The organism is Arthrobacter sp. B055-34, from assembly GCF_059090425.1.
The window spans coordinates 677,827-701,026 of the sequence record NZ_JBNHFQ010000001.1 but is presented as its reverse complement, the minus strand read 5'-3'; the positions used below and the strand labels follow the sequence as shown (position 1 = coordinate 701,026).

Here is a 23,200-nt window from a genome sequence, read left to right as displayed (position 1 = left end):
CTGAGGATGCATTCTCCGGTACGTTTTAGCTATGAGCCACCCTACCTTTGCCACCGGCGAACAGTTCGAGATTGTCCGCGGAGACTCACGCGCCGTTATTACCGAACTCGCAGCCTGCCTGCGGTTGTTCGAGAAGAACTCCGTGCAACTGACCGAGACCTTCGGCGACGACCAGATTCCTCCGGGAGCAGTAGGGATTCTGCTGGCGCCGTGGCCCAACAGGGTGGACAAAGCGGTCTGGACGCTCAACGGCAAGGAACAACGGCTGGACATCACGGAGCTCAAGCGCGGCCATGCCACCCACGGGTTGCTGCGGAACACCGGCTACCGCAAGGTGGAACACACCGAATCCGCCGTTTCGCTGGAGGCCCGGATCTTCCCGCAGCACGGCTATCCGTTCCACCTCACCCACCGCGTGCGCTACGAGCTGGATAACGACGGCGACCTGAAGGTCACGCAGACACTGGTCAACCATTCGGCGGAGGCCGCGCCCGTGGCCCTCGGCGCGCATCCCTACCTGCGGCTGGGTCAGGAAGATACCTCCGGCCTGACGCTGACGGTCCCCGGCGGGACGTACCTGATCACGGACGAGACACTGATTCCCCGGGACAAAGCGGCCGCCGCAGATGGGATGGACCTGCGTGCCGGACGAGAGGTGAGTTCGCTGGACATGGACTGTGCCTACACCGATCTGGTTCCGGCTGCCAGCGGCAGGGTGCAGAGCACTTTGAGCTCCGCGGACGGCCGGTCCGTGACGCTGTGGCAGGACGAAACATTCCCTTACACGCATGTGTTCGTGACCGATCAGTACCCGGGACGGGCCCAAGCGGTGGCCATTGAACCGATGACGGCCCCCGCGAACGCGCTCAACTCCGGCGATGGCCTCGTCTGGCTGGAGCCTGACGGGGAATTCGGCGGCAGCTGGGGCATCAGTGCCGAAGTCAATCCGACGAATGTCGGGGCGTGAATATGAAACTATTGAGACTATGAACCGGCCCTTCCCTGAGAACCGTTCACCGGCCGCCGGTCCGCGCGCCGGAACCGGTGCTGTTGGTGCGCACCATGTCCGCGAGGACGTGCCGTACGCCCTGAGGATCAGTGCTGCCTGGGCCTGGCGGCTCGGGTTGATCATTGTGGTGATCGGGGTGCTGATCTGGCTGCTCAGCTACATTTCGCTGATCATCATCCCGTTGATGATCGCCGCACTGCTGGCGGGTTTGCTCCAGCCCGTGGTCCGGTTCCTCCACAAGGCCAAAGTGCCAGGCGGCCTGGCCGTCGCCATCACGATCCTGGGCTTCCTGGGCCTGATGGGCGGGGCGCTGTCCCTGGTGGGGCGCCAACTCTTCTTCGGGTTCCGGGAACTGTGGGACCAGGCGCTTGAGGGCGTGCGGCAGATCCAGGGCTGGCTGACCGAGGGTCCCTTGGCGCTGACCTCCGCCCAGCTGAACGACTACATCAACGAACTGCTGGACCAGCTGCAGAACAACAGCAGCGCCATCCTCTCCAGTGCCCTCTCCGTCGGTTACACGGCCGGCCACTTCGTGACCGGTCTGCTGCTGGCAATTTTCGCACTGATCTTCTTCCTGCTCGACGGCGAGCGGATCTGGATGTTCGTCGTCGGACTGCTGCCAAGGCGGGCACGCGCGGCAAGCAACGGTGCCGGCCGCAAGGGCTGGAACTCGCTCGTCCAGTACATCCGTGTCCAGGTGTTCGTGGCGTTCGTGGACGCCGTCGGCATCGGTGCAGGCGCGGCCATCATCGGCGTCCCGCTCGCGCTGCCGTTGAGCGTGCTGGTGTTCATCGGCTCCTTCATCCCGATTGTCGGTGCCCTGGTCACCGGCTTCGTGGCGGTGCTGCTGGCCCTGGTCGCCAACGGCTGGGTCAACGCGCTGATCATGCTGGCCATCGTGCTGGGCGTCCAGCAGCTGGAAAGCCACGTCCTCCAGCCACTGATCATGGGCAAGGCGGTCTCCCTGCATCCGCTGGCCGTGGTGATCGCCGTGGCCGGCGGCACCATGGTGGCCGGCATTCCCGGCGCGCTCTTCGCCGTTCCGCTGCTGGCTATCGTCAACACAGTGGTGAAGTACATAGCGGGCCGGGACTGGGAACATGACATCGCAGTCGGCGGGCAGCAGCGGCGCACTGAACTGCTGGCCGAGCCGCCGGGCACGAAAGGTGCGCGCGGGGCCGGAGGGTCTGCGCCGGAGAGCGATGACGGGTCCGGGGGCACTGCGACGAACGACGCCGGGGCCGCCGCAAAGCACGGCCACTCGGTGAAACCTGATGCCAGGGACGGGACTGCGGAGGGCGCCGCCGTCGAGAATACGAAGCCCGCAAAGACTGAAGTTGGGGAACCGGGCGGTAATGCCCCCGAGGATAGGAACGAACTGCGCAAATGATAGATCTGAAAGCACTTCCCGTCACCGTTGACGACATCATGGATGCCGCCGAATTACTCGACGGTGTGATCGAGCTGACCCCGGTCGAACAGTCCCGCGCGCTGGGCCGGATGACCGGATCCGACGTCTACTTCAAGTGCGAGAATCTGCAGCGCGCAGGTTCGTTCAAGGTCCGCGGTGCGTATGTGCGCATGGCCCGCCTGAACGAAGAGGAACGGGCGCGCGGCGTGGTGGCGGCCTCCGCGGGAAACCACGCCCAGGGCGTGGCCGTGGCGGCGGCCAGGCTGGGCATAAAGGCGCGGATCTTCATGCCCATGGGCGTCGCCCTGCCGAAGCTGGCAGCCACCCGCGGCCACGGTGCGGAAGTGGTCCTGCACGGCCACAACGTTGACGAAGCCCTGGCCGAGGCCCAGCGCTACGCCGATGAAACCGGCGCCGTCTTCGTCCACCCCTTCGACAACAAGGACATCATCGCCGGGCAGGGCACCGTCGGCCTGGAAGTGCTGGAACAGATCCCCAACGTGGACACCGTGGTCATGGGGGTTGGCGGCGGCGGACTGCTGGCCGGCGTGGCGACGGCGATCAAGGCCCGCGCCAAGGAGCTAGGCCGCGAGATCAGGGTCATCGGCGTGCAGGCCGAAAACGCGGCGGCCTATCCGCCGTCGCTGGCCGCTGACGCACTGGTGCCGCTGCAGAAAGTATCCACCATGGCGGACGGCATCGCCGTCGGCCGGCCCGGACAGGTGCCGTTTTCCATCATCCGCGAACTGGTCGACGACGTCGTCACGGTCAGCGAGGATGCCCTCGCGAGGGCCCTGATCTTCCTGATCGAGCGGTCCAAGCTGGTGGTGGAGCCGGCTGGTGCCGTGGGCGTGGCCGCGTTGATGGAAGGGGTCATCGAGAATCCCGGCACCACGGCGGTCATCCTCTCCGGCGGCAACATCGACCCAATGCTGATGCTCAAGGTGATCCAGCGCGGCCTGTACGCCTCGGGGCGGTTCATGTCCGTGCGGATCATGCTGGACGACCGGCCCGGTTCGCTGGCCCAGATCTCGCGCATCATCGCCGAGTCGGACGCGAACGTCACCCGCGTGGACCACACCCGGATCGGCGGGTCCATCAGCATGGGCGACGTGGCCATCACCATCGACATCGAGACCAAGGGCCACGAGCACTGCAAGCAGGTGCTGGACAACCTGCGCGCGGAGGGCTTCCAGCCCATCGTTGTGCACTAGCCGTGGCGAACTACGGCGGGCAGGCGCCGCGGACCCAAGCGTCACGGGCGCGGCGGGGACTGGTGGTGCTCGGTGTCCTCACGGCCGTGCTGTGGGGCATCCAAATAGTCAATGTATCGACCGGCCGGGAGCTGAATTTCCTGCTGGGAAACATCCCGCGGACGCTCTACGGGCTGGACGGCATCATCTTTTCGCCGCTGCTGCACGCGGACTTCAGCCACCTGCTCAGCAACAATCTGCCCCTGGTAGTGCTGGGGTTCCTGGTGTTCCTGGAGGGCGTGCGCCGATTTGTCGCAGTCCTCGCCTCCAGCTGGTTGGTATCCGGCGTCGGCGTCTGGCTCACCGGCGCGGGCCTGACGGTCGGCTCCTCGGGACTGGTCTTCGGCTTCCTGACTTACCTGCTGGTGCGCGGGTTCTACAACCGCAGCTGGAAACAGATTCTGCTGGCCGTGGTGATTTTCATGTTCTACGGCTCGGTCCTGTGGGGCGTATTGCCGACGCCGGGCTCCGGCATTTCGTGGCAGGCCCACCTTTTCGGCGCAGTCGGGGGAGTGCTGGCGGCGGTTCTGTTGCGCAAGGATTCCCGGCGAAAGAACCGCCGAGTGGGCAGCTGAAGCCAAGTGCCGCCGTCGTTGTTGGGACGCCGAGGGCAAAGGGCTGCTGACAGAAATGGCGGGCTCCCCGGTGGGGAACCCGCCATTCGAACCCGGTCTGGCCGGATGCTGCTTTAGCCCTTGTACGGCTTGGCGGAGATGATTTCCACCGAGATTTCTTTGCCGTTCGGTGCTGTGTAGGTGGTCTTGTCGCCAGCTTTGAGGCCGTGGATTGCGGCGCCGAGGGCGGACCGCTCACTGTAGACGTCGATAGCGGCGTCGCCGGCAACTTCGCGGCTGCCGAGCAGGAAGGTCTCTTTGTCGCCGGCGACGTTGGCCTCAACAACCATGCCCGGTTCGACAACGCCGTCATCGGCAGGTGCTTCCCCCACATGCGCGTTGCGAAGCAGCTCGGTCAGCTGCCGGATGCGTGCCTCTGCTTTGCCCTGTTCCTCTTTGGCTGCATGGTAACCGCCGTTTTCCTTGAGGTCTCCCTCGGAACGGGCCTGCTCAATACGGGCAACAATCTCCGTACGGCCGGGGCCGGAGAGATGATCCAGTTCAGCCTTCAGGCGGTCGTAGGACTCCTGGGTGAGCCAGGCGACGGATGCGCTGGATGTAGACACGTACTTCTCCTTAGTTACTGCCGGTTTCAAAGCTGAGACTCCGGCACGGTTACTTATTGCAGGAAACGGCCGCCGGGTTGGCAGCCGCTTCCATGCAAAGACCCCGCCATACTGGTGACTCGTCTAGCGAATTTCCTTGGTCACCTGATGGGCGGGGTGGAATGTATTTGAATAAGTCTAGTCAATCACAGAAGCAAATCCCAATAATCGAGACCGAGCTGCAACATTTGCTTCGGGCTTTGCCCCCTGTGCCGGGAGGGGCAGCGGAGAGCCAGCGGCGCGGGTCAGCCCACAATCCAGCAGCTGTTGACGCCGCCGGTAGTCGCGGGGGATTCCGTTCGCAGCTCAACGCGATGGGCGGTGGTGCGGCCGTTGGCTGCTCCTTCGTCCTCCGCGTTGGGACCCACGGTGACGACCTTCCAGCCGACGATGGCGTAGTTTTCGCTCAAGGCCTGGACCGCGCACTCCGCCGTCGTGTCCGGATCCTTCATGACCTGGAAGTCCACCACTACTGTTCCGTCGTCGCTAAGATTGAACCCGACGTCGGTGCTTGAGACGTCGTCGGAGCCCTGGATGGAGAAGGACATCCAGCCAGCGATGACGACGGCGACAGCCAGCGCGGCGGTGGCCATCCACTTTTTGGCTTTCCCGCTGAGCCCACGCTTTGGGGCGCCGTAGCGATTGGCTACGCTTAAGCCGGACGAGGTGTCCGTGGGAGTGGGTCCGGTGGTGCTCACACCACCACTTTATCGTGTCCCGGGATCGCCGGCGGTCCCTTCAGAATCCAGTCATAGTCCGTTCGTAGATCACCAGGAGTTTTTCGTGAGCATCCCCGCACAGCCCGGCGTGGCCCCCAAGGGAAGCAGTTCCGGGGGCCGGCTTCGCCTGCTCGCGGTCCATGCGCACCCCGACGATGAGTCGAGCAAGGGCGCGGCGACGATGGCCAGCTACGCGGCGGCCGGCGTCGATGTCATGGTCGCCACCTGCACCGGCGGTGAGCGCGGCGACATCCTGAACGCCGAGGTCGCCTCGGTTCCGCACGCCCTGCGTGACCTGCCCGGCCTGCGCCGGCTGGAAATGGCCGACGCCGCCAAGGAACTCGGCGTCGCGCACCGCTGGCTTGGCTTCGTCGATTCGGGCCTGCCGCAGGGCGACCCGCTGCCCCCGCTGCCCTTCGGCAGCTTTGCCACGCTGCCGCTGGAACGCGCCGCGGCGCCGCTGGTCCGCCTGGTCCGCGAGTTCCAGCCCCACGTGATCATCAGCTATGACGAGAATGGCGGCTATCCGCACCCGGACCACATCATGGCGCACAAGGTGGCGGTGGAGGCCTACAACGCCGCCGGCGAGGCCGAAAGCTACCCCGAGGCCGGCGAACCCTGGACGCCACTGAAGCTCTACTTCGACCGCGCCTTCAACCCCGAGCGGTTCCGCGCCCTGCACTTCGCCCTCGAAGAGGCCGGCCTGCAGTCGCCGTATGCCGCGCGTATCGCCGCCTGGCAGGAGGCGGACGCCGAGGGGCACCAGCCGCCGATGCCGGTCCACCGGACCACCACGCAGATCGACTGCGGGGACTTCTTCGAGCACCGCGACCGCGCCCTGTTGGCCCACCGCACGCAGATCGAGCCCAACGGATTCTTCTTCGCGGTGTCGCCGGATATGCAGCGCAAGGTGTGGCCGTGGGAGGACTACACGCTGGTTGACGCCCGGGTGGAAACTTCGGTGCCGGAAACGGACTTCTTTGCTGGCATACGATAGAGACAGCGCCACCTGATTTTCCGGGCACCTTGTGCCTATTCCGGGACACATGTCCCGGGTTCTGCCAGAAAGAGACTGACCTTGCACCTGTTGCATGTATTTGCCGCCGCAGCCCCGAACGACGAGCCTTCGCTGCGTCCGGGCCTTGACCCCGACCAGGTCACGCCCGGTGCCTGGGGCTTCTTCGCCACCTTCTTCCTGGCTGCCGCCATCATCCTGCTGATCTGGGATATGGCCCGGCGGATCCGGCGCGTGCGCTACCGCCAGCAGGTTGAAGAAGCCGCCGTGCTCGAGGCGGCAGAGCGTGAGGCAGCAGACCAGAACGACGACGGCGAAGGCCGCCCGCGCGGTTCCGCTGCGGATACGGGACGCGAGTTCCGGCTGCAGGACGGGCTCGACGAAAGGATCACCGGCGGCAAGCGTGCGGATGAATCCCGCGGGGACAAGTCCGGCCCGGATCGCGTGGGGTAGCTGATCATGGCCGACAGACTGCGCAGCGAGGCCTCGGCCTACCTGCGCCAGCATGCCGGCAACCCGGTGGACTGGTGGCCGTTCGGCGACCAGGCTTTTGAACAGGCACGTCTGCGCGACGTGCCTGTTTTCATTTCCATCGGCTACGCAGCCTGCCACTGGTGCCACGTCATGGCACACGAATCCTTCGAGGACCAAGCCACCGCGGATGAGCTGAACGAACACTTTGTCAGCATCAAGGTGGACCGGGAAGAGCGGCCTGACGTGGACTCCGTCTACATGGTGGCGACGCAGGCGATGACGGGCCAGGGTGGCTGGCCGATGAGCGTTTTCGCGCTGCCGGATGGCCGCGCGTTCTACGCGGGCACTTACTATCCGCCGCGGCCGGTGTCCGGCATGCCCTCCTTCAGGCAGGTTCTTGCCGCGGTCTCGGAGGCGTGGGCAGAGCGGCGCAGCGGCGTCGAGGAAAGCGCCGCCGCGCTGGCGGAGGCGCTGGGACGGGCCGAAGACGGCAACCGGCAGCTGCTGGGAGACCTTGTCCAGATGCCCGACAGCGGGTGGACCGGACAACTGCCGGCCTACCTTGAGCAGGGGGTCCGGCTGCTGGCGCAGCAGGAAGACCGGCAGTTCGGCGGCTTTGGTGATGCGCCTAAATTCCCGCCGTCGTCGGTTGTGCAGTTCCTGCTCCGGCACGCGGCCGGCGGCAGTCCCACGGCGGGATTGGCGGGCGGGCTCGCCGGGCGGACGCTGGCAACCATGGCCGGCTCGGCGCTCTACGACCAGCTGGACGGCGGCTTTGCCCGCTACGCGGTGGACCGGCAGTGGTCCGTGCCGCACTTCGAGAAAATGCTGTACGACAACGTCCAGCTGCTGCGGGCCTATGCGCAGTGGGCCATGCAGTCGGAGCCGGGACCGGACCGGGATCTGGGCGCCGCGGTGGCGTCGGAAACGGCGGACTGGATGGTGGCGCGGCTCGGCATGCCCGGCGGCGGCTTCGCGTCATCATTGGACGCGGACACGGTGGTGGACGGGGTGCACCACGAGGGCGCAACCTACCTCTGGTCAATTGCCGAGCTCGACGAGGTCCTCGGCGCGGACGGGGCCTGGGCGGCGGAAACCATGAATGTCGGGGCGCGGGGAACGGTCAGCGAAACGGGCTCGCCGCTGCACCCCGGTCGCTGGCTGGACCCGGCGGAGCGGCAGCGGTGGAACGCGCTCAAGCCCGCCCTGCTGGAGGTACGCAACCGCCGTCCGCAGCCGGCACGGGACGACAAGATCGTCGCTGGCTGGAACGGACTGGCGATCGCAGCACTGGCCGAATCGGCCGAACTGCTGGACCGGCAGGACTTGCTGGCGGCAGCCGAGGCCGCGGCGGACTATCTGCTCCGGGTGCACCTTGACGACGGCGGACGGCTGGCCCGTGTGTCGCACGACGGCGCGGCCCAGGGCATCGAGGGGCTGCTGGAAGACTATGCCGGCTGCGCCGAGGGCTTCTTCGCGCTGTACGCCGTATCGGGAGCGGAACGCTGGTACCGGGCTGCCGAGGATTTGGTGTTGCGGACCCGGGAGCTTTTCCTGCGCGACGGCGTGCTCAGCGACTCCGCGGCCCGTCCCGCGCAGCTCTCGGCGGCCGCCGGGGAACGCGGTGCGGCGGATCCGCTGGAAAGCGCTACCCCGAGCGGGGGCAATCTTTTCGCCGGGGTGCTGCTGACCTATGCCGCGTACAGCGGATCGACCGAGCACCGCGGGCTGGCGGAGAACCTGCTGCGGTACCTGGAACGCGCCGCTCCCAAAGTGCCGCGGGCAGCGGGCTGGGGCATGGCCGTGGCCCAGGCCATGGTCGCCGGACCGGTGGAACTGGCGGTCGCGGGGGAAGCGGATGCAGCCGCGGAGCTGGTCCGGGCCGCGCGGAAGACCGGGCAGCCCGGCATGGTGGTCGCCCGGGGAACTGGGGGAACTGGCGGAACTGGCGGAACTGGCCGGAGCGGGGGAGCAGCCGGGACCGGCGGGACTGCTGGAAACGGTGAGACGGCAGAGAGCGTTGTGCCGCTGCTGGCGGATCGTCCGGCGCCGGCCGAGGGCGCCTTGGCATACGTGTGCCGAGGGATGGTGTGCCGCCGGCCGGTCGGCAGCGTGGAGGAGCTCGTCGCGGAACTTGCCGGCTAGGAGGCGGCGCCGGCGCCCAAGACGGCCATCATGATGGCGGCGAAGTGGCAGGCGAAGCCGACCACGGTGAACGTGTGGAACAGTTCATGGAAACCGAACCACGCGACCGAGAGGTTCGGTTTCTTCAAGCCGTAGAACACCGCGCCGGCAATGTAGAAGGCACCGCCCACACAGATGAGGATGGTGGCGGCGGGGTCCGCGGAGTAGAAGTCCGGGAGATAGAAAAGCGCGGCCAGACCAAGGGCGATGTAGACGGGCACGTAGAGCCAGCGGGGCGCGTGGGGCCACAGCACCCGGAAGGCGACGCCGGCGAGGGCTGCGCACCAGATCAGCCACAGCAGCAGCGTGGCCTGGGGCCGCTCCAGCAGTGCCCAGGCCAGCGGGGTGTAGGAGCCGGCGATGACCAGCATGATGTTGGTATGGTCCAGCCGCTTGAGGATGAGCTTGGTTTTCGGCTTCCAGTTGCCCCGGTGATACACGGCGCTGACGCCGAACAGCAGTAGGCCCGTCACCGCGTAGATGGCGGAGGTCAGCTTCCCGGCCGGTGTGGGCGCCATGCTGACCAGGATGATGCCCGCGATCAGCGCAAGCGGCGTGGCGCCGGCATGCAACCAGCCGCGCAGCTTGGGCTTGATGTTCAGCGCATCGGCCACTTCTTCAACGGCAGACTCGAGGGGGCCGTCGTTTTGTTCCGGGTCCCGGTCATAGGAGTCGGGAGGCAAGGTACCGCGAGGAGTCATATGCGCATTCTATTCCAGTGGGATGCGTCACCTCGTCACCACGCGGAGCGGCATTGCCGCTGCATGGAAGCCTCGCCGCGGGCAACCTGGAACGTTGACCGGCAGCGGAAGCGATAGTATTTTCTCCGTTGGTAGCTGACAAGGAAAGGGCGGGTGCACAGTTGAGACTTCCGGCTGTGGTGTACCGCCTCTACGAACGCAAGCTGCAGCGGACCCTCGCACAGGAGCGGATCCCCGGCCACATCGGCGTCGTCGTGGACGGCAACCGCCGCTGGGCCAAGCTCGCCGGCACCCCCACGCGCGAAGGCCATCAGGCCGGCGCAGAGAAGATCCTCGAGTTCCTGGGCTGGTGCGATGAGCTCGGGGTCAAAGTGGTGACCCTCTACATGCTCTCCACCGACAACATGAACCGTTCCGGTGAGGAACTGGAACAACTCATGGGGATTATCGCCAACACGCTGGACCGTCTCGGCGAAGGGAAGAACGTCCGGGTGAGCCCGGTCGGCGCGCTTGAAACGCTGCCGGAATACCTCAGCGACAAGGTCTGCCGACTGGCGGAACAGACCAAGGATGTCGACGGCGTGCATGTCAATGTGGCCATCGGCTACGGCGGTCGCCAGGAGATCGTCGACGCGGTCAAGGGCCTGCTCTACACCGCGGCCCGGGATGGCCGGGACCTGAACTCCGTGGCGGACGGGCTCGATGTGGACGACATCTCCCGCTACCTCTACACGCGCGGCCTGCCGGACCCGGATCTGGTCATCCGTACCTCCGGCGAACAGCGGCTCTCGGGCTTCCTGATGTGGCAGAGCGCCTACAGCGAGTTCTACTTCTGCGAGGCGCTCTGGCCCGATTTCCGCAGGCTGGATTTCCTGCGCGCACTGCGCGACTACGCGAGCCGGCAGCGCCGTTTCGGCGCATAAATAAGCTGGCCGCGTGCCGTCGTCGTTCGTTCACCTTGAATTACTCCACAGGTTGCCCAAAAGCAGTTGTGCGGCAAATGACAGCGGCGTAGTTTGGAGCTATCAGTCAGCAAGACCGCAGATTGATCGGGAGGCCACCATATGCCGCTTTTCACGAAGCAGCGGGGGAGGCCGGTAACGGCCAGGTGGCCGGACCGTCTCACCCTGACCCAGATCATTCGGAGCGCTAGCGCTCCGGACGGGAGCTAAAGTGGCCACCACTGAGAACATGAGTCAAGTCGCCGAGACCGGACGCCAGGCAAACGAAACGGATGTTTCTGCTGCGGCGGACGGTCTTTCTGTTGCTGCCCAGGCGGCGGCAGAACCGGCCGGCAGAGCACCGGAGCCTGCGCAGTCCTTTGTGCTGGACACCTCCGTTCTGCTGTCCGATCCGCGGGCGCTGATGCGCTTTGCCGAACACGAAGTCATCCTGCCGGTAGTGGTCATTACCGAGCTGGAAGGCAAGCGGCACGATCCCGAGCTGGGCTACTTCGCCCGCAAGGCGCTGCGGCTGCTGGATGATCTGCGGATTGAACACGGCGGGCTCAATACGGCGATCCCACTTGGGGAAGAGGGCGGATCGCTGCGCGTGGAGCTGAACCACATTTCACCCGACGTGCTGCCGGCGGGTTTCCGGGGCGGGGACAATGACAGCCGGATCCTGGCGGTGGCCAAGAACCTGGCGGACGAGGGCAAGAACGTCACGGTGGTCTCCAAGGACCTGCCGATGCGCGTCAAGGCGTCGGCCATGGGGCTGCAGGCGGACGAGTACCGCAACGAGCTGGTCAAGGATTCCGGCTGGACCGGCGTGGCCGAGCTGGACGTGCTCGAAGACGACGTCAACAACCTCTACAACCACGAACCGGTGTTCATTCCGGCGGCCGCGGAAATGCCGGCCAACACCGGCCTGGTCATGCTCTCCAACCGCGGCTCGGCGCTCGGCCGGGTAGGGGCGGACAAGCAGGTCCGGCTGGTCAAGGGGGACCGTGACGTCTTCGGGCTGCACGGCCGGTCCGCGGAGCAGCGGCTGGCGATCGACCTGCTGATGGACCCGGAGGTCGGCATCGTCTCGCTCGGCGGCCGGGCCGGAACCGGCAAGTCCGCGCTGGCACTCTGCGCCGGACTGGAGGCCGTGCTGGAGCGGCGCGAGCACCGCAAGGTTGTGGTGTTCCGGCCGCTGTATGCGGTGGGCGGCCAGGAGCTGGGCTACCTGCCCGGTTCCGAGTCGGAAAAGATGAACCCGTGGGCGCAGGCGGTCTTCGACACGCTCGGCGCCCTGGTCTCCACCGAGGTGGTGGAGGAAGTGATGGACCGCGGCATGCTGGAGGTGCTGCCGCTGACGCACATCCGCGGACGCTCGCTGCATGACTCGTACGTGATCGTGGACGAGGCACAATCGCTGGAGAAGAACGTCCTGCTCACGGTAATGAGCCGGATCGGGCAGAACTCCAAAATCGTCCTCACCCATGACGTAGCCCAGCGCGACAACCTGCGGGTGGGCCGCCATGACGGCATCGCCGCTGTGGTGGAGACGCTCAAGGGCCACCCGCTCTTCGGCCACATCACGCTGACCAGGTCCGAGCGCTCGCCGATCGCAGCGCTGGTCACGGAACTGCTGGAAGGCGCGGAGATCTAAGGGGAGTGCCTTTGAGGCCGCCGCGTCAGGCGTCTTCGAGTCCGAGGAAGCGGGCCGCCGCGAGGTGGCCCGCTGTCTCCAGGCTCCAATCTGGGCGGCGGAATAGGTCCGGTGTCACGCGCATGCGCTGCATGCTGCGCACGTGGTCCCGGCCGGAGGAATGTCGCCAGACGCCGTTGGGCTCGTAACCTAGCGACCGGGAGACGCCCAGGGACGCGGTGTTGAAGTCGAATGCCTCCGACTCGGCCACCTCGGCGCCGAGGAAATCAAAGGCATAAAGAACGACGGCGGTGCGCATCTCGGTGCCGAGCCCTTGCCCCTGCGCGGACTGCTTGAGCCACGAACCCGTGCTCACGGTCCGGGTTTCGGCGAAGCTGGTAGCCAGCAGTTCCTGGCAGCCGGCAAAATCGTCCCCCTTCCATACACCGAACAGCAGCGACCAGCTGCCCGCCGTGGTCTTGGCCCGCTGGTGCCAGACATGTGCAGCAGTATTGCGCGGCAGCTCCTCGCGCGGCGCATCGGTCCAGGGGAAGGAGAAGGGCGAGGCATCGGGATCATGGATCCCGCTCAGCACCGCATCGACCATCGCCGGGATGTGCTCATCCGCAACCGGACGCAGCTGCAGCCGAGGCGTGGTCAGGGTCAGGCCGAGCACGGGCCAGATATCGGTCAGCTGCGTCATTGGTCTTGTCTACCACACCGGCTTAGACGGGCAGGCTGACCAGGACCTCGGTACCCTGCCTCGGAGCGGTGTGCAGATCCAGACGCCCCCCGGCGGCGGACACGGTGTCCTGCAGGATCTGCAGTCCAAGGTGGCCTTCCGGGGCTCCGGACGACCGCTCGAAGCCTTCGCCGTCGTCGTACACCGCCAGCTGGAGCCGGTCACCGCTCCGGCTGAGCTCGACGCTGATCACGCTGGCGCGGGCATGTTTGATGGCGTTGGTGATGGCTTCGCGTGCCGCACGGTACAGCAGGGCCGCCTGCTGCGCGTCTGGTGCGGGGTCGCCGACTACACGCAGGTGCCACTCGAGCCCGCGGGCACGGACCGGATCGCCCAGGCGCTCGAGGGCACCGACCAGGCCGAGGTCGGCAAGATCCGGCGGATACAACTCGGTGGTGATGCCGCGCAGGGCGCTGATGTTGTCCTGGACCAGCGCCCGGGTCCGGGCTAAGAAATCCTTGGACGGCGGCTGGTGCTGCAGTTCGAAGGACTCCAGCGCGTAGGCCACGCCGGACAGATCCTGGATGACATCATCGTGCAGGTCGCGGGCGAGCCGCTGGCGTTCAAGTTCAGAGGATTCGATGGCGCGCTGGAGCAGCTGACGTCGGGTAGCGCTATCCCGCTGCAGGCGGCGGGCCATCCGCAGGGCCGGGACCAGCTGGACGAGCTGGAGCACCGCGAGGGCACCGAGCACCGGCGGCAGGATGCCCAGCATCATCTCCCGCTCGTCGGCGCGCACTTCGTCGGGCTGGTAGTACGTCTCGTACAGCACGGGTTCGCTGCCGGCGGTCCCGGTGGCAACATAGACTTCCAGCATCTCGCCCTGGCCGCTTTCGAAGGTGTTCTCAAAACCGGTCTGGGGCTCGAAGTGGGCGATGCCGGGATGGTCACCGGCGAGCAGCTCCTGCTGCCAGGGTTGCAGGTCGAACTGCTGGCCGATCAGCGAGCGTTCGTCCGAGTAGATAATGACGCCATCGGAACTCCACACCTTGATCCGCAGGATGCGGTGGCGTTCAAACCGTGGCTGAAGCAGCCGGTCCATCCGGTCCAGCGCACCGGGTTCGCCGGCCAGCAACCGCTCATCGATGAACGGGGCCACGGCGAAGTCAGCCGTGCTTTGGGTTCTTTCGATCGCATGGTCGATGGCTTGCTGGCGCGAGATGGCGCTGGCACCGATGACCACGGGAACCACCACAATCAGCAGCGTCGCCAGGCTGCCGATGAGGAACTTCCAGATCGCCCGCCGCATCTCGGAGTTTTCCGGAACCAGCTGTGGCGCGTCCGGCTTACCGGCATCGGTGGCGCCCGAACGTGCCGCCGCCAGAGGCCATCGCCCCTTTTTCGTCCGGCGGCCGGAAGCGGGCGCAGCGGCAACGCCCTCGGGCGAAGACGGTCTAGCCGAAGCAGGGCTCACGGAGGCCGGCTCTGCTGCAGCGGGCGCTGGTGAAGACGGCGCTGCTGAAGCGGACACTGGCGAATCGGAATCCGCCGAGAACCGGACTTCAGCACTGACCTCGTCCGCGGAGGCGCCGTCGCGTACCCCGCGGGCCCGGCTAGCCATCCCTGTCCGCCGTCAGGAGCCCCAGACGCCCGGCTACCGCCACCGCTTCAAGCTGCGTGTGCGCGTCCAGCTTTGCCAGAATGGATTTCACATAGCCGCGGCAGGTGTTTTCCGTAATGCCCAGGTGTTTCGCGTTGGCCCGCACGTCGTGGCCGGCCGCCATCAGCCCCAGTACCTGACGCTCCCGCTCGGTCAGCGACGGCGTGTCCGCGGGCTGGGAGGTGGAAGCCCGGCTGGCGATGGCCAGCAGAGACGGATGGATCACCAGGGAACCCGTGCGGGCATGCCGCAGGGTGTCCAGCAAGGTGGCCAGCGAGCCGTCCTTCGGCAGGAAGCCGCAGATTCCGGTGATTGCCGCCCGTCCGAGAATTTCCGGCGACGGATCCCCCGTGAGCACGATAACGCGCGTCAGCGGATTGTGCGCCAGTATCTGCTCTGCGGCGTCCAGCCCGTTGCCATCCGGCAGGTGGTAATCCATCACCACCACGTCCGGTTCCAGCGAGCGGCACAGTTCGACGCCGTCTTTGGCGCTGCCCGCAATGCCCGCGTTCTCCAGATCCTCCTGCCGGTCCAACGCATCCGACAACAATTCCGCAAATGTTGTGTGGTCATCAACGACTACAACACGGGCTACATCCCGTGCTTTTTCTTCGGTCATAGCAGTGTCCCCAACCCAAGCCCCCCGACACGGTCATAGAGTGAGTATGCTCTATCAGCGTGTGCTTGTACATAGCTTCTTTGCGGCAGCACCGTGGTTCTGCGCCGCCGCCAGGGGTCTGTTACAGACTTTGACGACGGCGCAGCCTGCCTGTTGCCGCGCGCGCACCATCAGCGGTGCGGACCTCCTGCTCAGCTAACGGCGAGTGCTTTGTTCAGGAACGAACTGATGACCCTGCTGGCCGATTCGTGGTTGCTGCCGGTCCTGAAGCCGCGCGTCCGGGAGTTCGCCGCTGCCATGGCGCTCTCGCGCAACGACTGGGCACGCATCCGCTCGTTCAGGTACAACAGGGCCTCCAGGACCTCGGACAGTTCGCCGTCGGTCTCTGCGGTTTTCTGCAGCAGCCGCACATGCGCTTCCCGCAGGGCGGGGCCCGGGGCGCAGCCGAGGTCACGGTCCAGCAGCCGCCGGCACTTGTCGTAGGCTTGCAGGCCTTCGGCATAACGGCCGGCGCTTTCCAAGCTGGTGACCAATGCGGACCAGGCCCGTTCGTTCAACGGCTCCGATGCCACCGCGTGCTCGGACCACTGGACAGCTTCGTGCGCCTGTCCCAGGCCGGCGGCGATTTCGGCCACCCGGATCTGGGCAGCGGTTACAGCGGCCGTGTGGTGGTCGCGCGCTTCTTCGGCCCATTCCGGTGTGAGTTCGTCGCTGAGCAACGTTCCGGAGCCGAAGTTCAGCGCCTGCGTCAGCGCGGCGTAGGCCTGCTGCGGGCTGCTGTGCTCAGCGAGGTCCACCAGGTCGTTGAAACGCGCCAGGTCGAGCTCCACCAGGGACGGTTCCAGCACGTAACCGCCGTTGGCGGTACGCAGTGGGCCGGTCTTGGCGCAACCTGGCTGCAGGTTGCGCCGCAGGACGCTGACGTAGCTTTCCAGTGTGGCCAAGGCCTCGCCCGGAGGCCGGCCGCCCCACAGCAGCTCAACGAGTCGGTCCTTGGAAACCGGAGTACCCAGTTTCAACAGCAGAATTTCGAAGATCTGCCTGGGTTTCGGACCGCCCAGCGTGGCTGCGGTCAGAACGGTGTCGCCGCGGCGAACCTGAAGATTACCGATGATCCGAACAGAAATGGGCATGCAATGCCCGGCTAACATTTGCTCCACGATGTCCCCCTCGTAGGTAGCACCCCCAACGAATGCTGGTTCCATCCTCCAGTGCGTCCCTAATCTGCAACAGCCCTCATTGGGGTTAGACCGTTACCCCAATTTTGGGGGTGGTGTACGTCACATTCCCGTTCGAGGTTTTTCCCAAGCCTGTCCAGCGAGAGTGTTTCTACACCTTGAACCTGCAAACGGCCACGGATGGCCCGGCGCCGGCTAAGGGTGCGGCGCGTCAGTGCGCCACCCGGTAAGACCCCGGACCCCGGTTGCCCGCCCCCAACAGCCGGGGTCCGGGCCCTGCCTGTGGCATGGCGACCCCCAATGTCTGGCAGTGCCTGCCAGTCCTGCGGTCACGCGGGGTGCGGTTGCAGCGGCCAGGGGATGTGCTCGCGCACATCGGTCAGGTTCATGCTGACTTCGACAAAGAGGTCATCGAGCATGTATTCGTCGACGCCAAGGATGCGAAGCGTATGGCCGCTGCCGGCATCCGGCCCGTCCAGTGCCGCGGCGGAGACGCAGACACCGGTCTGCCAGTCGATCCGGACCAGCGAGCGGCCGGGACCGATCAGCGGGTGCGCCGGGTCAAAGGGCTTGTAGGTCCGGTTCGGCGAGACGACGGCTTCGACCGCCTTGCGGCCGTTGTAGTCCACTTCCGCGAGCGAGAGTATCTCCACCACGTTGGCGTAGGGGGCCTCGAACGACACGGGTGCATTGCCCGCCAGCTCCACCGGATCCAGCATGGCGGACCAGCGCCCATTGCCGAACACCGGCTCGCCATAGGCGGCCTCCGGTCGCCGTCGGACGAGGTTGATGTCGTTGTACACCGGTGTCACCAGGTGCGGCGGCAGCAGCCAGGACTTGCGGGTGGCGCTGACGTAGAAGCCGCCCTTGGAATCGTTGATGCCCGTGGTGCTGAAGAGCAGCCGGCCATCCGTCGTCTCCACCCGGAGGGCCGACGGTCGACGGGTCCAGGCGCGGAGTCCGGAGCCGGTGCCGTCGTCGGCGGTGGTGGCACTGGACGCGGTGGAGGCCGTGGAGACAGCGGAGGCAGCAGAGGTGTCAGACTCGGCGCGGGCTCCGCCGTCGTTCGCGGTGGCAGTGTCGGAGGTCCCGCCGTCGTCGGTCGCGTGTACGGCGGGGTCATGCGCGAAGACTTCGAAGCGCAGCGTTTCCCATTTCCACGGTGAAGAACGGCACAGGCAGCGGAAAAGCTCCGCGCTCTTAGCAGAGACATCCTCAACGTGGTTCAGATTCTCCCCGGCATCCATATCCACAGTGTAAGACTTCACACTGCACCGCGGGCCGGGCGGTGAAGTACGTTGGGAGCTATGATCCAGGAACTGGCCCGGCTGTGGAGCGTCCACCCGCTGGCCTTCGCCGCGCTGCTGGTTGCCGGGGTCTATCTGGTAGCTACCGGCGCCCTGCTGAGCTGGATCGATCTGCGCACCCACCGGCTGCCCAACCGCATCGTCTTCCCGGCCTATGGGGTAGCGGGGGTACTGCTAACGACGGCGGCGCTCGCCGCGGGCGAGCCGGGCCGGCTGGTGCGGTTGCTCGCCGGGGGAGCGGTGCTGTGGATCTTCTACTTCGCGGTTCGCTTCGTGTACCCCGCCGGGATGGGGTTCGGGGACGTCAAGCTGGCCGGTGTGCTGGGGCTGTACCTTGGCTACTTCGGCTGGGGGCACCTGCTGGGCGGGACCTTCGCCGCCTTCCTCTTGGGCAGCTTGTACGGCGTGGCCCTGCTGCTGGTCCGGCGCGGGACCCTGAAGTCCAACATCCCGTTCGGCCCTTTCATGATCCTCGGTGCCCTCGCGGCGGTGGCGGTTCCGCTCGGCTTATAGGCTTGGAACCATGCCTACACCGGACTTCATTCTTCAACTGCGCGAAAAAATCGGCCAGGACCTGTTGTGGCTGCCCGGCGCCACCGCCGTCGTACTCGACGACAGGGACCGGGTGCTGCTGGGGCGGCGCGCGGATAATGGCATCTGGACCCTGATCACGGGGATCCTGGAACCGGGGGAGCAGCCTGCCGTCGGGATCGTCCGGGAAGTGTTCGAGGAAACCGGCGTGGTGGCGGAAGTGGAGCATCTGGCCGAGGTGTTCGCCGGCGGCCCCATGGAGTTCGTCAACGGCGACCAGGCGCAGTTCCTGACGCTGAATTTCCGCTGCCGCTACATTTCGGGCGAGGCCCGGGTGAACGACGACGAGTCCTCCGAGGTGGGATGGTTTGCCTTGGATGACCTGCCGGAGCTGCCCGACTACCACCGTGCCCGGCTGAGAGCTGCCCTGCGGGCTACCGGCGTGCCGGAGTTCGTGCGCTGAGGATGCCGCCGTCGTGCACCTGGACGGTGCACGACGGCCGGTGTTACCGGCCGGACTCGCTGCTGTCCGGGGATGAACCCGCACTCGCGTGGCTTCCGGCGTCGACGAGATCGCCGGCGTCGTCGTCCGGATCCTTGGCAGCGCCGGGATCCTGGCGCGTGCCGGCCTGGGCGGCTTCCCGCTCGGCCTCCAGACGCACAGCTTCCTCGCCGCCGATCGCCTCGCCGCGGGCGACCATGCCGGCCACGTCGGAGAGCGGGATCTGCTTAATGGTGATGGCCAGCACGAGGGCGATGGCCAGGAACGGCACGAGGTACCAGAAGACCGGCGCCAGGGACTCGGCGTAGGCGGTGACGATGCCGTCCTGGACCTGCTGGGGCAGCTGGCTCATCGCCGCTGGCTCCAGCGTGGCCGTGGCGTTCGCCGCAGCTTCGGGCGAGGCCCCCGAACCCGTGAATACGTTGGTCAACGACTCTGACAGGCGGGAGGTGAACATCGCGCCGAAGATCGCCACGCCCAAGGCCGCTCCAACCTCGCGGAAGTAGTTGTTGGAGCTGGTCGCCGTGCCGATCTGGTCCACTGGGACCGAGTTCTGGACCACGAGGACCACTACCTGCATGATCAAACCGAGCCCCGCGCCGAAGAGGAACAGCTGGGCGCAGATGACCCAGATCGGGGTGGCGGCCTCGAGCGTGGTCATCCACAGCATCGCGGCGATCACCACGGCGCTGCCGGCGATCGGGTACGCCTTGTACTTGCCGGACTTCGTGATCGCCAGGCCGGACCAGATGGACGTACCCATCATGCCGACCATCATCGGCAGCATCAGCAGGCCGGAGACCGCGGCCGAGGTGCCGGAGGACATCTGCAGGAACGTCGGGACGAACGCCAGCGCGGCGAACATGGCCACGCCCAGGGTGAAGCCGATGGCCGTGCTGTTGATGAAGATCGGGTTCTTGAACAGGCTCAGCGGGATGATCGGGTCCTCCGCCTTGCGCTCCACAAGGACAAACGCGACGGCGGCAAGCAGCATCCCGGCACCGAAGAGCCAGGTCAGCGGGGCGCCCCAGCCGTAGTCGTTGCGGCCGCCGAAGTCGGTGAAGAAGATCATGCAGGCGGTGGCTGCGGACAAGAGAACGACGCCGGCAATGTCGATCCGCTTGTCGGACTTCTTAGTCGGCAGGGTCAGCGCGAAGTACGCGATCAGGAAGGCAATGATGCCGATGGGAACGTTGATGTAGAAGGCCCACTGCCAGGTCAGATGGTCCACAAAGTAGCCGCCGAGCAGAGGGCCGGCAACGGCGGAGAGGCCGAAGATGCCGCCGAGCGGGCCCATGTACTTGCCGCGCTCATTGGCCGGGACGATGTCGGCGATGATGGCCTGCGAGAGGATCATCAGGCCGCCGCCGCCCAGGCCCTGCATGGCGCGGAAGACCACGAAGGTCCAGAAGTCCGGGGCGAACGCGCAGCCGACCGAAGCCAGCGTAAACAGGGCGATGGCAAAGAGGAACAGGTTGCGCCGGCCCATAACATCGCCGAACTTGCCGTAGATCGGCATCACGATCGTGGTGGCCAGCAGATACGCCGTGGTGATCCAGGTCTGGTGTTCCACGCCGCCAAGCTGGCCGACGATGGTGGGCATCGCCGTCGAGACGATGGTCTGGTCCAGACTGGCCAGCAACATGCCGGCGATCAGCGCGGAGAAAATGATCCAGATGCGTTTCTGGGTCAGCAGCAGCGGGCCCTCGGTCCGTGCAGCGGTTGCGGTCATGAAGGTTCCTTGGTGAGGATAGTGGCTGCAGACTCAGGGTTGCCTGCGGCGACTGGGCGGTCAGGTGGTTGTCGTGTGGGCTGCCGGGTGGATGATGGCGCGGACGGCATCTACCGCTTCGGTCAGGACCTCGCGGTAGCTGCGGGTGTTCCACGGGGCGAAAAACTCTTCGCCGGCCTGCTTGGAGATGGCGGTCATGACGCCGACGGCCAGCCGGATCCGCAGGTCTTGGGGCAGCAAGCGTTCCCGCGCCGCCAGCAGCTGGGCGAAGGCTTCCTCGGCCTTCTGGGACCCGTGCACGGCCTTGTCCAAAAGTTTGGGTTCGGCCGTAATGGCCTCCCGGAGCCGGACGACGTCCTCCCGGCTCATGGCCAGACGGTCCATCATGGCGCAGGCGAGTTCGATGAAATCGGGCAGCAGGGTCGGCGAGATTTCGTCGGCGGGAAAACCGGCTCCGCCTTCAACGAACACCTGCGCCAGCGCTTCCGGGATGTGGTCTATCGGATCCCCGAGGATGGCGTCCTCTTTGCCAGGGAAGTAGTTGAAGAACGTGCGGCGCGAGATGCCGACTTCTTCGCAGAGCTGTTCGACGGTAAATCCGTTGACGCCGTGCGCGGCGGTGAGGGAGCGCGCGGCGTCGGTGATGGCCACGCGCGTTGCAGCGCGTTTGCGCTCGCGTCTCCCGCCGCCGTCGTCCTTTGTACTATCTGCCACCGTTGAATTTTTGCACTTTTGAGGCGATAGTGCAATTTAGTGGGCTGCGCCACAGCCGGCGTCCGCGGCGGCAGGGGAGGCGGGTCAGCCGGGCGTCCGCGGCGGCAGGGGAGGCGGGTCAGCCGGGCGTCCGCGGCGGCAGGGGAGGCGGGTCAGCGGACGTTGCCCTTGACGCAAGCACATGGCGGCACAGCAAAGCGCCCCCGGTCCGGTGTGGACCAGGGGCGCTTTCAGGTTTGCGCCGGTGGCGTTACCTGTTGTGCTTGCTTGAGCTTACTTCTGCGGCGGGGTGGTCATGGACAGGACGTCCAGGGCCTTGTCCAGCTGCTCTTCGGTCAGTTCGCCGCGCTCGAGGAAGCCCAGGGCCACGACGGACTCGCGGACGGTCAGGCCTTCCTTGACCGCGTGCTTGGCGATCTTGGCCGCGTTCTCGTAGCCGATGTACTTGTTCAGCGGGGTCACGATGGACGGGGAGGCCTCGGCCAGGAAGCGGGCGCGCTCCACGTTGGCGGTCAGGCCGTCGATCATCTTGTCCGCCATGACGCGGCTGGTGTTGGTCAGCAGGCGGATGGACTCGAGCAGGTTGGCCGCCATGACCGGGATGCCCACGTTCAGCTCGAATGCGCCGTTGGTGGAGGACAGGGCGATGGTGGTGTCGTTGCCGATGACCTGGGCGGAGACCATGATGGCGGCCTCGCAGATGACCGGGTTGACCTTGCCGGGCATGATCGAGGAGCCGGGCTGCAGATCCGGGATGGCGATTTCGCCGAGGCCGGTGTTGGGGCCGGAGCCCATCCAACGCAGATCGTTGTTGATCTTCATGAACGAGTAGGCGATGTTGCGCAGCTGGCCGGAGGCTTCGACCAGGCCGTCGCGGTTGGCCTGGGCCTCGAAGTGGTCGCGGGCCTCGATCAGCGGCAGGCCGGTGTCGGCTGCGAGCAGTTCGATCACGCGGGCGGAGAAGCCGGCGGGGGTGTTGATACCGGTGCCGACGGCGGTGCCGCCCAGGGGGACCTCGGCGACGCGGGGGAGCGAGGAGTTGATGCGCTCGATGCCGTAGCGGACCTGTGCGGCGTAGCCGCCGAACTCCTGGCCCAGGGTGACCGGGGTGGCATCCATCAGGTGGGTGCGGCCGGACTTGACGACGTCCTTGAACTCCACGGCCTTGCGCTCCAGCGAGGCGGCCAGGTAGTCCAGAGCCGGGATCAGGTCATTGATCAGCGCGGACGTGGCTGCGACGTGCACCGAGGTGGGGAACACGTCGTTGGAGGACTGCGACGCGTTGACGTGGTCGTTGGGGTGGACCACCTTGTCGCTGCCGGACTCCTTGAGCGAGCGCGAAGCCAGCTCGGCGAGGACCTCGTTGGTGTTCATGTTCGAGGACGTGCCGGAACCGGTCTGGAACACATCGATGGGGAAGTCGCCGTCGTACTTGCCGGAGGCGACTTCATCGGCAGCGGCTTCGATCACCTTGGCCAGCTCGCCGTCGAGCACGCCCAGTTCGGCGTTGGCGGTGGCGGCGGCCTTCTTGATCCGGGCCAGCGCCTCGATGTGTGCGCGTTCCAGCGTCTTGCCGGAGATCGGGAAGTTCTCGACGGCGCGCTGGGTCTGCGCGCGGTAGAGAGCGTTTACCGGGACGCGGACCTCGCCCATGGTGTCGTGTTCAATGCGGTACTCAACGGAGTCGGCAGTAGTGGAAGTCATGCCCTCAGT

The 23,200-nt window shown here is 66.3% G+C and carries 22 protein-coding genes; 11 read left to right on the top strand and 11 right to left on the bottom strand.

Going from position 1 to position 23,200, the window contains the following annotated elements:
• Positions 1–31: 31 nt before the first annotated feature.
• From AC5RWO_RS03085 to AC5RWO_RS03070, 4 genes are read left to right on the top strand one after another with little or no spacing between them, the layout of a single operon-like run.
• Positions 32–967, top strand: a complete 936-nt coding sequence (locus tag AC5RWO_RS03085; RefSeq protein WP_498729283.1) for an aldose 1-epimerase family protein — start codon at positions 32–34, stop codon at positions 965–967.
• A gap of 19 nt (positions 968–986) precedes the next feature.
• On the top strand, positions 987–2,399 hold the full coding sequence (locus AC5RWO_RS03080) for an AI-2E family transporter (protein WP_498729282.1): 1,413 nt from the start codon (positions 987–989) through the stop codon (positions 2,397–2,399).
• Complete coding sequence (gene ilvA, locus AC5RWO_RS03075) at positions 2,396–3,634, top strand: threonine ammonia-lyase (RefSeq protein ID WP_498729280.1); 1,239 nt, start codon at positions 2,396–2,398, stop codon at positions 3,632–3,634. The genes AC5RWO_RS03080 and ilvA overlap by 4 nt, the downstream gene beginning before the upstream one ends.
• A 2-nt stretch (positions 3,635–3,636) precedes the next feature.
• Positions 3,637–4,248 (top strand): rhomboid family intramembrane serine protease, encoded by a 612-nt coding sequence (locus AC5RWO_RS03070; RefSeq protein WP_498729279.1) that lies wholly within the window; start codon positions 3,637–3,639, stop codon positions 4,246–4,248.
• 113 nt (positions 4,249–4,361) lie between these two features.
• Here the strand turns inward: AC5RWO_RS03070 and greA are convergent, their stop codons facing one another.
• Entirely contained in the window at positions 4,362–4,853 is a 492-nt protein-coding gene (greA, locus tag AC5RWO_RS03065; RefSeq protein WP_498729278.1) for a transcription elongation factor GreA, read from the bottom strand.
• Positions 4,854–5,137: 284 nt separating this feature from the next.
• Complete coding sequence (locus tag AC5RWO_RS03060) at positions 5,138–5,590, bottom strand: DUF4307 domain-containing protein (RefSeq protein ID WP_498729277.1); 453 nt, start codon at positions 5,588–5,590, stop codon at positions 5,138–5,140.
• An 85-nt stretch (positions 5,591–5,675) separates the two neighbouring features.
• On the opposite strand from AC5RWO_RS03060, the gene mca reads away from it, so the two are divergent.
• The 3 genes from mca (at position 5,676) to AC5RWO_RS03045 (ending at position 9,245) form a co-directional block, all read left to right on the top strand.
• Complete coding sequence (mca, locus tag AC5RWO_RS03055; protein ID WP_498729276.1) at positions 5,676–6,608, top strand: mycothiol conjugate amidase Mca; 933 nt, start codon at positions 5,676–5,678, stop codon at positions 6,606–6,608.
• Positions 6,609–6,689: 81 nt separating this feature from the next.
• Entirely contained in the window at positions 6,690–7,079 is a 390-nt protein-coding gene (locus tag AC5RWO_RS03050; protein ID WP_498729275.1) for a hypothetical protein, read from the top strand.
• Between the two features lie 6 nt (positions 7,080–7,085).
• On the top strand, positions 7,086–9,245 hold the full coding sequence (locus AC5RWO_RS03045) for a thioredoxin domain-containing protein (protein WP_498729274.1): 2,160 nt from the start codon (positions 7,086–7,088) through the stop codon (positions 9,243–9,245).
• Here the strand turns inward: AC5RWO_RS03045 and trhA are convergent.
• Positions 9,242–9,985: a PAQR family membrane homeostasis protein TrhA gene (gene trhA, locus AC5RWO_RS03040; protein ID WP_498729273.1), complete on the bottom strand. Its 744-nt coding sequence runs from the start codon at positions 9,983–9,985 to the stop codon at positions 9,242–9,244. The two genes, AC5RWO_RS03045 and trhA, sit on opposite strands and share 4 nt — an antisense overlap.
• A gap of 161 nt (positions 9,986–10,146) precedes the next feature.
• Between trhA and AC5RWO_RS03035 the strand changes: the two genes are divergently transcribed.
• Together AC5RWO_RS03035 and phoH2 are read left to right on the top strand one after the other, a co-directional pair.
• A complete protein-coding gene (locus tag AC5RWO_RS03035) occupies positions 10,147–10,908 on the top strand; it encodes an isoprenyl transferase (RefSeq protein WP_074699231.1) in 762 nt (253 codons plus the stop codon).
• Between the two features lie 268 nt (positions 10,909–11,176).
• Entirely contained in the window at positions 11,177–12,583 is a 1,407-nt protein-coding gene (phoH2, locus tag AC5RWO_RS03030) for an RNA 5'-3' helicase PhoH2 (RefSeq protein WP_498729331.1), read from the top strand.
• 25 nt (positions 12,584–12,608) lie between these two features.
• Here phoH2 and AC5RWO_RS03025 read toward each other — a convergent pair whose 3' ends face one another.
• From AC5RWO_RS03025 to AC5RWO_RS03005, 5 genes are all read right to left on the bottom strand, one after another.
• On the bottom strand, positions 12,609–13,265 hold the full coding sequence (locus tag AC5RWO_RS03025) for a GNAT family N-acetyltransferase (protein WP_498729272.1): 657 nt from the start codon (positions 13,263–13,265) through the stop codon (positions 12,609–12,611).
• 22 nt (positions 13,266–13,287) lie between these two features.
• Positions 13,288–14,865: a sensor histidine kinase gene (locus AC5RWO_RS03020; RefSeq protein WP_498729271.1), complete on the bottom strand. Its 1,578-nt coding sequence runs from the start codon at positions 14,863–14,865 to the stop codon at positions 13,288–13,290.
• The gene (locus AC5RWO_RS03015; RefSeq protein WP_498729270.1) at positions 14,858–15,523 is read right to left on the bottom strand and encodes a response regulator; all 666 of its coding nucleotides are present in this window, start codon (positions 15,521–15,523) and stop codon (positions 14,858–14,860) included. The genes AC5RWO_RS03020 and AC5RWO_RS03015 overlap by 8 nt, the downstream gene beginning before the upstream one ends.
• Before the next feature lie 191 nt (positions 15,524–15,714).
• Positions 15,715–16,656 carry an AfsR/SARP family transcriptional regulator gene (locus AC5RWO_RS03010; RefSeq protein ID WP_498729269.1) on the bottom strand — a complete coding sequence of 314 codons (942 nt, stop codon included), beginning with the start codon at positions 16,654–16,656 and terminating at the stop codon, positions 15,715–15,717.
• A 374-nt stretch (positions 16,657–17,030) separates the two neighbouring features.
• Positions 17,031–17,948: a hypothetical protein gene (locus tag AC5RWO_RS03005; protein WP_498729329.1), complete on the bottom strand. Its 918-nt coding sequence runs from the start codon at positions 17,946–17,948 to the stop codon at positions 17,031–17,033.
• 60 nt (positions 17,949–18,008) lie between these two features.
• Here AC5RWO_RS03005 and AC5RWO_RS03000 point away from each other — a divergent pair, with 60 nt between their 5' ends.
• Both AC5RWO_RS03000 and AC5RWO_RS02995 read left to right on the top strand, forming a co-directional pair.
• Positions 18,009–18,521: a prepilin peptidase gene (locus AC5RWO_RS03000; protein WP_498729267.1), complete on the top strand. Its 513-nt coding sequence runs from the start codon at positions 18,009–18,011 to the stop codon at positions 18,519–18,521.
• Positions 18,522–18,531: 10 nt separating this feature from the next.
• Positions 18,532–19,002: an NUDIX hydrolase gene (locus AC5RWO_RS02995; RefSeq protein WP_498729266.1), complete on the top strand. Its 471-nt coding sequence runs from the start codon at positions 18,532–18,534 to the stop codon at positions 19,000–19,002.
• A 43-nt stretch (positions 19,003–19,045) separates the two neighbouring features.
• Here AC5RWO_RS02995 and AC5RWO_RS02990 read toward each other — a convergent pair whose 3' ends face one another.
• The 3 genes from AC5RWO_RS02990 to AC5RWO_RS02980 form a co-directional block, all read right to left on the bottom strand.
• Positions 19,046–20,773, bottom strand: coding sequence for an MDR family MFS transporter (locus AC5RWO_RS02990; protein ID WP_498729265.1), 1,728 nt, complete (start codon positions 20,771–20,773; stop codon positions 19,046–19,048).
• Positions 20,774–20,833: 60 nt separating this feature from the next.
• Positions 20,834–21,487 (bottom strand): TetR/AcrR family transcriptional regulator, encoded by a 654-nt coding sequence (locus AC5RWO_RS02985; protein ID WP_498729263.1) that lies wholly within the window; start codon positions 21,485–21,487, stop codon positions 20,834–20,836.
• 273 nt (positions 21,488–21,760) lie between these two features.
• On the bottom strand, positions 21,761–23,191 hold the full coding sequence (locus AC5RWO_RS02980) for a class II fumarate hydratase (protein ID WP_498729262.1): 1,431 nt from the start codon (positions 23,189–23,191) through the stop codon (positions 21,761–21,763).
• Positions 23,192–23,200 lie beyond the last annotated feature (9 nt).

Excerpts from the sequence above, each read along its gene's own strand:
- AC5RWO_RS02995 (WP_498729266.1), top strand. The coding sequence starts at position 18,532 with ATGCCTACACCGGACTTCATTCTTCAACTGCGCGAAAAAATCGGCCAG.
- AC5RWO_RS02990 (WP_498729265.1), bottom strand. The coding sequence starts at position 20,773 with ATGACCGCAACCGCTGCACGGACCGAGGGCCCGCTGCTGCTGACCCAG.
- AC5RWO_RS03020 (WP_498729271.1), bottom strand. The coding sequence starts at position 14,865 with ATGGCTAGCCGGGCCCGCGGGGTACGCGACGGCGCCTCCGCGGACGAG.
- AC5RWO_RS02980 (WP_498729262.1), bottom strand. The coding sequence starts at position 23,191 with ATGACTTCCACTACTGCCGACTCCGTTGAGTACCGCATTGAACACGAC.
- AC5RWO_RS03085 (WP_498729283.1), top strand. The coding sequence starts at position 32 with ATGAGCCACCCTACCTTTGCCACCGGCGAACAGTTCGAGATTGTCCGC.
- AC5RWO_RS03025 (WP_498729272.1), bottom strand. The coding sequence starts at position 13,265 with ATGACGCAGCTGACCGATATCTGGCCCGTGCTCGGCCTGACCCTGACC.
- AC5RWO_RS03010 (WP_498729269.1), bottom strand. The coding sequence starts at position 16,656 with ATGCCCATTTCTGTTCGGATCATCGGTAATCTTCAGGTTCGCCGCGGC.
- phoH2 (WP_498729331.1), top strand. The coding sequence starts at position 11,177 with ATGAGTCAAGTCGCCGAGACCGGACGCCAGGCAAACGAAACGGATGTT.
- AC5RWO_RS03015 (WP_498729270.1), bottom strand. The coding sequence starts at position 15,523 with ATGACCGAAGAAAAAGCACGGGATGTAGCCCGTGTTGTAGTCGTTGAT.
- trhA (WP_498729273.1), bottom strand. The coding sequence starts at position 9,985 with ATGACTCCTCGCGGTACCTTGCCTCCCGACTCCTATGACCGGGACCCG.
- ilvA (WP_498729280.1), top strand. The coding sequence starts at position 2,396 with ATGATAGATCTGAAAGCACTTCCCGTCACCGTTGACGACATCATGGAT.
- AC5RWO_RS03080 (WP_498729282.1), top strand. The coding sequence starts at position 987 with ATGAACCGGCCCTTCCCTGAGAACCGTTCACCGGCCGCCGGTCCGCGC.
- AC5RWO_RS03045 (WP_498729274.1), top strand. The coding sequence starts at position 7,086 with ATGGCCGACAGACTGCGCAGCGAGGCCTCGGCCTACCTGCGCCAGCAT.
- AC5RWO_RS03005 (WP_498729329.1), bottom strand. The coding sequence starts at position 17,948 with ATGGATGCCGGGGAGAATCTGAACCACGTTGAGGATGTCTCTGCTAAG.
- AC5RWO_RS03000 (WP_498729267.1), top strand. The coding sequence starts at position 18,009 with ATGATCCAGGAACTGGCCCGGCTGTGGAGCGTCCACCCGCTGGCCTTC.